Source organism: Actinophytocola sp. (assembly GCF_035762905.1).
In the GTDB taxonomy this organism is placed as follows: Bacteria; Actinomycetota; Actinomycetes; order Mycobacteriales; family Pseudonocardiaceae; genus DASYTH01.
Genome location: NZ_DASUCC010000157.1, coordinates 11864 through 20276 on the forward strand (window position 1 = coordinate 11864; position 8413 = coordinate 20276).

General features: G+C 71.0%; 6 protein-coding genes. 2 read left to right on the forward strand and 4 right to left on the reverse strand.

Going from position 1 to position 8413, the window contains the following annotated elements; all coding sequences use genetic code 11:
• Positions 1-14: 14 nt before the first annotated feature.
• Entirely contained in the window at positions 15-2456 is a 2442-nt protein-coding gene (locus tag VFV67_RS35085; protein ID WP_326475021.1) for a helix-turn-helix transcriptional regulator, read from the forward strand.
• A 14-nt stretch (positions 2457-2470) separates the two neighbouring features.
• Here the strand turns inward: VFV67_RS35085 and VFV67_RS35090 are convergent, their stop codons facing one another.
• Positions 2471-3163 (reverse strand): winged helix-turn-helix transcriptional regulator, encoded by a 693-nt coding sequence (locus VFV67_RS35090; RefSeq protein WP_326475022.1) that lies wholly within the window; start codon positions 3161-3163, stop codon positions 2471-2473.
• Positions 3164-3255: 92 nt separating this feature from the next.
• On the opposite strand from VFV67_RS35090, the gene VFV67_RS35095 reads away from it, so the two are divergent.
• Complete coding sequence (locus tag VFV67_RS35095; RefSeq protein ID WP_326475023.1) at positions 3256-4431, forward strand: acyl-CoA dehydrogenase family protein; 1176 nt, start codon at positions 3256-3258, stop codon at positions 4429-4431.
• 42 nt (positions 4432-4473) lie between these two features.
• On the opposite strand, the gene VFV67_RS35100 is transcribed toward VFV67_RS35095, so the two are convergent.
• The 3 genes from VFV67_RS35100 to VFV67_RS35110 all read right to left on the reverse strand — a co-directional run bounded on the left by VFV67_RS35100 (position 4474) and on the right by VFV67_RS35110 (position 8389).
• Positions 4474-5490, reverse strand: a complete 1017-nt coding sequence (locus VFV67_RS35100) for an ABC transporter substrate-binding protein (RefSeq protein ID WP_326475024.1) — start codon at positions 5488-5490, stop codon at positions 4474-4476.
• Between the two features lie 14 nt (positions 5491-5504).
• Positions 5505-6392 carry an ABC transporter permease gene (locus tag VFV67_RS35105; protein ID WP_326475025.1) on the reverse strand — a complete coding sequence of 296 codons (888 nt, stop codon included), beginning with the start codon at positions 6390-6392 and terminating at the stop codon, positions 5505-5507.
• Between the two features lie 248 nt (positions 6393-6640).
• A complete protein-coding gene (locus VFV67_RS35110; protein WP_326475026.1) occupies positions 6641-8389 on the reverse strand; it encodes an ABC transporter ATP-binding protein in 1749 nt (582 codons plus the stop codon).
• Positions 8390-8413: the final 24 nt, after the last annotated feature.

The window sequence follows — 8413 nt, forward strand, 5'->3', positions numbered from 1 at the left end:
GGCAGAAAGGAGAGATGCTGCGCGGTCGCGACCGGCAGCGCGTCGCCGTGGACGCATTGCTCGCCCGCGCCCGCACCGGCCGTGGTGGCGCGCTGGTGCTACGCGGGGAGTTCGGGTCCGGCAAGACGTCGCTGCTACGCGCCGCGCGGCTGGCCGCCGCTGACTTCACCGCCGATTCGCGCCGCGTCCTGCTGTGCGTGGACGACGCACACCGCCTTGACCTCAGCTGGTTGGTTGACGCGTTGCCCGACTTCGACACCGAGCCGGTCGCGGTGCTCATCGCCACCGAGGGTCTGTCCTACGGGCTGCCGTGCGTCGAGGTCGAACCGCTGGACCACGTCACAAGCGTCCGGGTGCTGCGCGACCTGTTGCCGGGCCTGTCCGCCGAGCTGACCGACGACCTGGCCCGCACAGCGAGCGGCAACCCGTTGGCACTGGTGGAGTTGGCGCGGTCGCTGACCAGCGCACAGCTCGGCGGAGCCGCGCCGCCACCAGAGGCGTTGCCGCTCGGCAGTTCCCTGCGCGCCTGGCTGCGTGCGCGATTCGACGCCCTGTCGCCGGACGCGCGGCATGCCCTGGCGATGACCCTGGTCGACGACGAGGTGGACGTGGACACCCTGGCGCGGACGCCGGGTCTGGAGCTCGCCGCCGTGGAGGAGGCCGCACCCCTGATGGACCCGCGACCGCTCGTGCGGGCGACGCTGCGGGCCGAACTCCCGGTGACCGCGCGCTACGCCGCCCACGCGCGGCTCGCCGAGACCCTGCCCGACGGCCCCCGACGCACCTGGCACGAAGCCGCGCTGCTGCCCGGCACCCGCGACGCGCACGCCGACCGGCTTGCCGAAGCCGCGGTCGGCGCGCGTCGCCGTGGCGACTTCGCCGCCGCCGCCCGCGACCATGGCCGAGCCGCCGCCCTGACCACCGCGCCGGAGGTCCGCGCGTGCCGCCTGCTGACCGCTGCGTTCGACCACTGGCACCACGGCCTGCCGCACCGAGCGCGGACCACCCTGCGCGAAGTCAAGACGCTGTCGGACCGCGTCGAGGTACGGGCCTTGGCCGACCTGGTGGAAGGTGGCATCGAGGTCGGCGCCGGCCGGCCCGATGTGGCCGCACACCGGCTCGCCCGCGCGGCCGGCGAGCTCCTCGGCCAGGACCGCGCGCTCGCCGTCACGGCGCTGGGCTTCGCGGGCGAAGCCGCGGCCATCGCTGGCGACCACGTGCTGCACGGCGAGATCGCCGGCACCGCGGCCGAGTGGCGCCTGCTCGACGAGCAACCCGAGTCGCGCCTGACCCTGGACCACCTGATCGGCACCGCCGCCAGCTTCGCCGGAAAGCATGCCGAGGCGTTGCCCGCGTTGCGTTCCGTGGTCGCCCTCGCCGAACACCTGCCAGACGCGAAGTCCAAGATCTGGGGCGGGCACGCGGCCTACGTGCTCGGCGACGCCTCCAAAGCACACCAACTGACCGACCGGGCGGTCACCGCGGCGCGGGAGAGCGGCGTGGCCACGCTCGTGCCCTGGGCGCTGACCTATCGGGCGCTGTCGGGTTTGATGGCCGACGAGCACGAACTCGTCCTCACCGCGGCATTCGAGGGCGTGCACGCCGCGACCGCTGCCGGCCAGCACAACGCCGTGGCCGACCACCTCATGCTCCTCGCGCTGCTCGCGGCATTGCGCGGCGACACCGACACGGCGCTGCACCGGATCGACGCCGCCGCTGAACAGGTGCGCCACCGCGGCCTCGGCCGGTCGGGCACGCTCGGCGCATGGGCGTTCACGTGTGTGGACCTGGTCCGGGACCGGCCGGCGGACGCGTTGCGACGCATGAGGTCCACCATGGCCGGTGGCGTGCACGCGGGAGTGCAGGCCTTGGCGACTCCCGACATCGTGGAGGCGGCGGTCCGCTGCGGCAAACCATCCACAGCGGACTCGGCGTTGCGAGGATACGAGAAATGGGCACAGTGCATGGGAACTTCGTCTCGGATCGCCGTGTCGCACCGCTGTCATGCGCTGATCTCCGACGGTCCGGACGCCGACGAGCATTTCATCGAGGCGATTCGGCTGCACCGCGTGAGCGGCACGACGATGGAATTGGCCAAGACCGAGCTGTTCTACGCAAACCGGTTGCGCCGCAACCGGAAACCGCGGCGGGCGCGGGAGCTGCTGCATGACGCGATCGGCCACTTCGCGCGCCACGAGGCCGACCACTGGGTCGACCGGGCACGCGCCGAGCTACGGGCGGCGGGCGAACCGGCGGCCAGTTCCCGCGCTGACCGCACCACCGAGCTGACCCCGCAACAGCATCAGATAGCCCGTCTGGTCGCCGAGGGCGCCACCAACCGCGAGGTCGCCGCCCACCTGTTCCTGAGCCAACGAACGGTCGAACACCACCTGCGCAACATCTTCACCCGCCTGGGGGTCCGCTCCCGCGTGGAACTGGTGCGCTTCCTCGACTGACGAAGCGTCGCCGCTCAGTCCATGGTGGACATCGCAGGCACGTCCGCTCCGGCGCGGGCGGCCCGCACGTTGGCGGCGATCGGTGACAGCTGCAGCCAGCGGGGCAGGCCGCGCACGATCCACCTTCGCCCGGTCAGGCTGATCGTGCCGGCCCGGATGGCGTCGAGCAGCTCGATCTCGCCTTCCCACATCCGGAACAGCGTCGGCAGGTCCGCGCTCAGCACGGCGTCGACGTCGAAGCCCGGGTCGGTGTAGCAGATCGATGCGTCGCCCGGTTCGAGCACCAGCCAGAACTTTCTGTGCCGGTCGGTGATCTCGACCTGGATCACCGCCCGCCGGGCGAGCTCGCTGATGTCGATGCGGCCGTGCAGCCACCACATCAGCACCTCGGGATCGAGCTCCTCCGGCCGCGGGTCGCCGAACGCGTACCGCGCGCCCCAGTCGGCCAGCCCGAACACCAGCGGGCGCAGGTCCTGGCCGGCGCGGGTGAGCTGGTAGCCGTCGGCCGAACGCACCACGAGGCCGGCGTTCTGCAACTGCCGCAGTCGCCGGGACAGCAACGCCCGGGACAGGCCCGGCAGCCCGCGGGCGATCTCGTTGAACCGGCTGCCGCCGTTCAGCATGTCCCGCACGATCAAGAGCGTCCAGCGCTCGCCGAGCACCTCGACGGCCCGGACGATGGGGCAGTACTGCGCGTAGGTCCGCATGGTAGGTAGTCGTGGCCGATGATCTGATCCGTTACGCCCGCGGTTCAGTCTTTGTACTATTTCGCCGTCTCCGCGGTTCGTAGCGTCGGGCCATGACGATCACAGAGACATCCCAGGCGGGGTCCGGCACGTTTCCGATCCCGGCTCGCGCCGACGACACCCGGTTCGTCGGCCTGGCCGCCCGGATCGGCGCGGTGGCCGCCGAACATGCCGCCCGGCACGACCGGGACGCCAGCTTCGTGGCCGAGCCGTATGCCGCCATGCGCGAGCACGGCTATCTGGCGCTGGCCGTACCGGAGGAGCTCGGCGGACTCGGCGCCACGTGGCGCCAGGCCTGCTACGCACAGGCCGAACTGGCCCGGCACGACGGTGCGACCGGGCTGTCCGCGGCGATGCACGTGTACCTGACGCTGATGCAGGCCTTCCGGCGGCGCAACGGCGCCCCGGATGCCGAGGGGGTGCTGCGCCGGGTGGCGGCCGACGGCATCGTGATCGCGACCAGCGGCGGGTCGGACTGGCTGTGGCCGACCACGACCGCCGTGCCCGACGGCGACGGCTTCCGGGTGAGCGGACGCAAGGCGTTCTGCAGCCAGTCGCCGGCCGCGACGGTCGTGGCCACCTGCGCGGTGCACGACGAACCGAGGGAGGTGCTGCACTTCAGCGTGCCGCTGTCGGCCGAGGGGGTGCGGATCGAGGAAACCTGGGACACGCTCGGCATGCGCGGCACCGCCAGCCATGACGTGGTGTTCGACGACGTGTTCGTGCCCGCCGACAAGATCACCGGCCGGCGTCCGTACGGCGAGTTCGGGGTGCCGCTGGCGGCCGCCGCGCTGCACTTCGCCCCGGTGGTCGGCGCCACGTACTTCGGCATCGCCGCTGCCGCTCGCGACGTCGCGGTGGCCGAAGCCGGTTCGCGGGCGCCGACGGGCGCGCCCCGGATCCAGCGCCAGGTGGGTCTGATGGACGCCAAGCTGCGCGGTGGCTGGTGGGCGCTGATGGGCGCGCTGGATGAGTTGGGCGAAGACTACGCGGTCGGCCCGTCGGCGCTGGCGACCGTGATGCTGGCCAAGCGTCAGGTGGTGACCGAGGCGATCGAGGTCGTCAACCTGGCCATGGATGTGCTCGGCGGCCGGTCCTACTTCCGCAGCTCCGCGCTTGAGCGCGCCTACCGCGATGTCCGGGCCGGCACGTTCCACCCGTTCACGCCGGAGATCACCCTGACCTACGCCGGAAAGCTGGCGCTGGGCGATCCGGGCGTCACGGAGTAGCGGTGCGTCGGCCTCGGTCCCGGCACGAGTGCCGACGATTTCTCAGGTGGGGAGGTAGTCGTTGGTGTAGGCCTGCGTGGCGTCGACCGGGTTGGGGATCAGCTGGTAGGCGTTCATGAAGTCGGCCATGGCACGCCAGGTGTCCGGGTCGTTGGAGCCCATGCGGCCCTGGTGGGTACGCCACAGCGGGATGGTCGCGTCCAGCACGGCCTTGGCGCCGGCCGCCTTGGCCGGGTCCTCAAGACCCGGCACGTACCGCTTGCTGATGTCCAGGGCCTGCTGGGGATTGGCGATGGTCTCCTCGATCGCCCGCAGGGTCACCGCGACGAACGTCTTGATATCCGCCGGGTTGGCCGCCAGCACACTCTGGGCCACGCCGAGACCGTTGGACACCAACGGCAACGGATTCAGCACGTCGGCCAAGGTGATCGTGCGCACGGCCAACCGCATCTCCTTGAACTGGACGGCTTCGTTGTTGAGGTAGCCGATCACCCCGTCCACCTTGCCGCCGGCGAGTGCGGCGACCTGGGTGAACCCGATGTTGGTCACGGTGAGATCGGACGTGGTGAGGTTGGCACTCTGCAGCAGTGCCAGCAGCGCGAAGTACGTCTCGCCAAAGGGCCCCGGCACGCCGATGTTGCGACCCCGCAGATCGGCCGGGGTGCGTATCGGGGAATCCTCCCGGACCATCAGCGACACCGGATAGCGGCCGTACAGGGTCGCCACGTTCACCACCGGCACCGACTGCGTCCGCGCCTGCAGCATCTCGTCACCGCCCGCGTAGACCACATCCTCTCGGCCGGCCGTCAGCGCGCCGAAGACATCCTCCGCCAGGGCGTGGTGCCGCAACGTGATGGTCAACCCGGCGTCGCGGTAGTAGCCCAGCGATTCCGCAAGGTAGAACGGCGCGAACTGAATGTTGGGAATGTAGGCCAGACCGATCGTCAGGTTCTTTCCGCCGACGCCCTGGGATTGCTCCGGCGGCGAGGCGCATCCGGTCAGCGCCGCCACGGCGACCGCGGCCAGGCACCACAGGCCGGTGATCCTCTTCGCTCGCATCCCTGATCCCACTGTCACTCCCCGACTCGCCGCGATACCCAACCTTCTACCAGGCGTACACCGCCGTGCAGCGCCGCGGCCAGCGCCGCGAGCACCACCAGCGTCGCGAACAGCCCTGCCGAATCCGCGTAATCACGCTGCACGGCCAGAAACTGACCCAGACCACTGCCGCCCACGACCAACTCCCCCACCACCGCACCGGTGACCGACCAGGTGACACCGGTCCGCAGACCCGCGAGCACACTGGGCAAGGCCAGCGGCGCCTCCACGTGCCGGCACAGCCGCCACCTCGTCGCCCCGTCGACCCGGGCCGCATCAAGCACTTCCCGATCCAGGGTCCGCAAGCCGAGCGTCGTGTTCACCACGATGGGAAAGAACACCAACAACGCACACAACACCACCACCGGTGTCAACCCGTAACCCAGCCACAACGCCAGTAACGGAGCCAACGCAACCGCCGGAATCGCCTGCAACGCCGCAAGATACGGCTGCAGCATGGCCGCTACCAACGCATTGCGCGCGATCGCATAGCCCAACGGTATCGCGACCACCGCACCCAGCAAGCTGCCAAGCAGGCTTTCCACGAGCGTGATCCAGGTGTAGTTCAGCACCGAACCCTGCAGCAGGCCTCTACCGAGCGTCTCGGCCACGACTCCCGGCGTGGGCAGGAAAAAGGTCGACACCACACCGCTTCCGGTCAGCGCCTGCCACGTGCTCAGCAGTACGACGCCGAAGACCAGGGGCGCGACGAAGCCGCGCCGGGAACTCCAGGTTCCCCGTGGACGCCGGGCGGGCTCGCCATGAACCCGATCGTCGAGCGGCCGCGAGTACCGGGCCCGGTCGCCGCGGACCAGCACATGTCTTGCACCGACGAGCTTTCCGCCATTGCCTCCGCCGCGCATTCGAGAAGTCTAGAGCCGTGGTCGGAGGCGGCCGGCGCGCGTCGGTGCGTGATCGCTTCGCCGGACAGGCCGGTGCCGGTGCTGAAGCGGATGAAGAAGATCCGGGTCCGACCGTCCCACTGTCCTGAGTGGAGGTTCATCGGGGACAGCGTGTTCAACCCGTCGCCGAATCCGGCGCCGCCGCTGGTCGGCGGGCGGAACGGATGGGTGTCGTTGGCGCACAAGGAGCGTGGCACCTGTCCCCGGCGTCAGGTGGAGTCCGCGGCGGCCAGGAGTTGGGTGGCGGCGAGTTCGGCATAGAGGGGGTCGGTGGCGACCAGGTCGGCGTGGCTGCCGATGGCGCGGACCACTCCGGTGTCCAGCACGACGATGCGGTCGGCGCGGGTGACGGTGGACAGCCGGTGCGCGACGACGAGCACGGTGGTGCTGGCCGCGGCGTCGGCGATGGTCTCCCGCAGCGCGGCCTCGTTGACCGCGTCGAGTTGGGAGGTGACCTCGTCGAGCAGCAGCAGCCGCGGGTGCCGCAGCAGGGCGCGGGCGATGGCGATGCGTTGCCGTTCGCCGCCGGAGAGTTTGATGCCGCGGTGCCCGACCGGGGTGTCCAGGCCGTCGGGCAGCCGCTCGACCATGCCGTCGAGCCGAGTGGTGGTCAGCACCGCGGCCACCTCCTCGGCGCCTGCTGTTGGCGCACCGAACAGCAGGTTCTCCCGCAGCGTGCCGGACAGCACCGGGGCGTCCTGCTCGACGTAGCCGATCGAAGCCCGCAGGTCGGCCAGCGGCCAGTCCCGCACGTCGGTGCCGTCGATCAGCACCCGACCGGAGTCGGGTTCGTAGAAGCGTTCGATCAGGGAGAAGATGGTGGTCTTGCCGGCGCCGGACGGACCGACGAACGCGGTCATGCCGCCGGCCGGGACGGTGAAGCTGACCCCGTGGTGCACCTCGGGAAGCTCGGGACCGTACCGGAACCGCACCTGCTCGAAGGTCACCGACGCCGGCGAGCGGTCCGGCCGCGGCGAGGCCGGGTCGTCGTGCGGCTCGGCCGGCAGCGTGTCGACCTCGCGGATCCGGGCCACCGCGGCGGCGCCACGCTGGTACTGGGTGGCCGCGTTGATCAGGTCCCGGATCGGCGGCATCAGGTAGAGCAGATACAGCAGGAACGCCACCAGGGTGCCGACATCGATCGCGCCGGAGACCACCCGGGCCCCGCCGAGACCGATCACCGTGATGAACGCGAGTTGCATGGCCAGGCCACCGATGTTGCCGGCCACCGCCTCCCACTTCGCCGCCCGCACACCGCCACGCCACGCCTGTAACGCCGCGTCGTGCAGCCGGTCCCGCTCGCGCCGCTCGGCACCGGAGGCCTTGACCGTGCGCAGCGCGCCCAGCACCCGCTCCAACGCGGCACCCATCGCCCCGACCGCCTCCTGCGCCTGCTTGGCCGCGCGGGAAATCCGCGGAATGATGGTCCGCACCACCACCTGGGCCAGGCACAGCGCGACCAGCGTGACCGCGAGCAGCACCGGATCCAGCAGCGCCATCAACACCACGGTCGCGACCAGCATGAGCGTGCTGGTCACCGCGGAAACCAGCGCGCCGGTGCTCACCTGGCGCAGCAACGTGGTGTCGGCGGTGACCCGCGACATCAGGTCCCCCGGCTCGGCCGCGTCCACCGCCGGCACCCGCAACCACAGCAGCCGCGACACCAACTGCCGGCGGGCGGTCAACACCACCGACTCGGCGGTGCGCTCCAGCAGGAACGAGCCGAACGCCCCGATCCCGGCGTTGGCCAGCACCAGCACGCTCATCAACACCAGCAGACCCGCGATACCCCGGTCGGACTGCAGGCCGGCGATCAGCTCCCGCACCACCAGCGGCAGCGCCAGCCCGCTCGCCCCGGTCAACAGGCTCAACACCGCACCGATCACCAGCACCCGGCGAAACGGCCGGACATAGCCCAGCAGCACCCGCCACGTTGGTGGCTCCAACCGCGTGCGCACCGACGATCTCCCATCCCGGACCAG